Below are 215 nucleotides of genomic sequence, written 5' to 3'. Positions count from 1 at the left end.
ATCTGAGGGTCTGTAGCTCAGTTGGTTAGAGCACACGCTTGATAAGCGTGGGGTCACAAGTTCAAGTCTTGTCAGACCCACCACTACTGACTGACGATGTAATTCATTACATTAAAGCGTACGGAAATCAGAAACATTGACTTATTGATAAGCTGGGGACTTAGCTTAGTTGGTAGAGCGCCTGCTTTGCACGCAGGAGGTCAGGAGTTCGACTC

The 215-nt window shown here is 47.0% G+C and carries 1 tRNA gene; it reads left to right on the top strand.

Features of this window, described 5'->3' with window-relative positions:
* Nucleotides 1-6 precede the first annotated feature (6 nt).
* Nucleotides 7-83, top strand: a tRNA-Ile gene (locus tag GTU69_RS17005).
* The last annotated feature ends 132 nt before the right edge of the window (nucleotides 84-215 follow it).

Source organism: Acinetobacter sp. SA01, assembly GCF_011319235.1.
Classification (GTDB): Bacteria; Pseudomonadota; Gammaproteobacteria; order Pseudomonadales; family Moraxellaceae; genus Acinetobacter.
The sequence above is the reverse complement of the archived record's forward strand: the minus strand, read 5'-3'. Positions and strand labels throughout refer to the sequence as shown.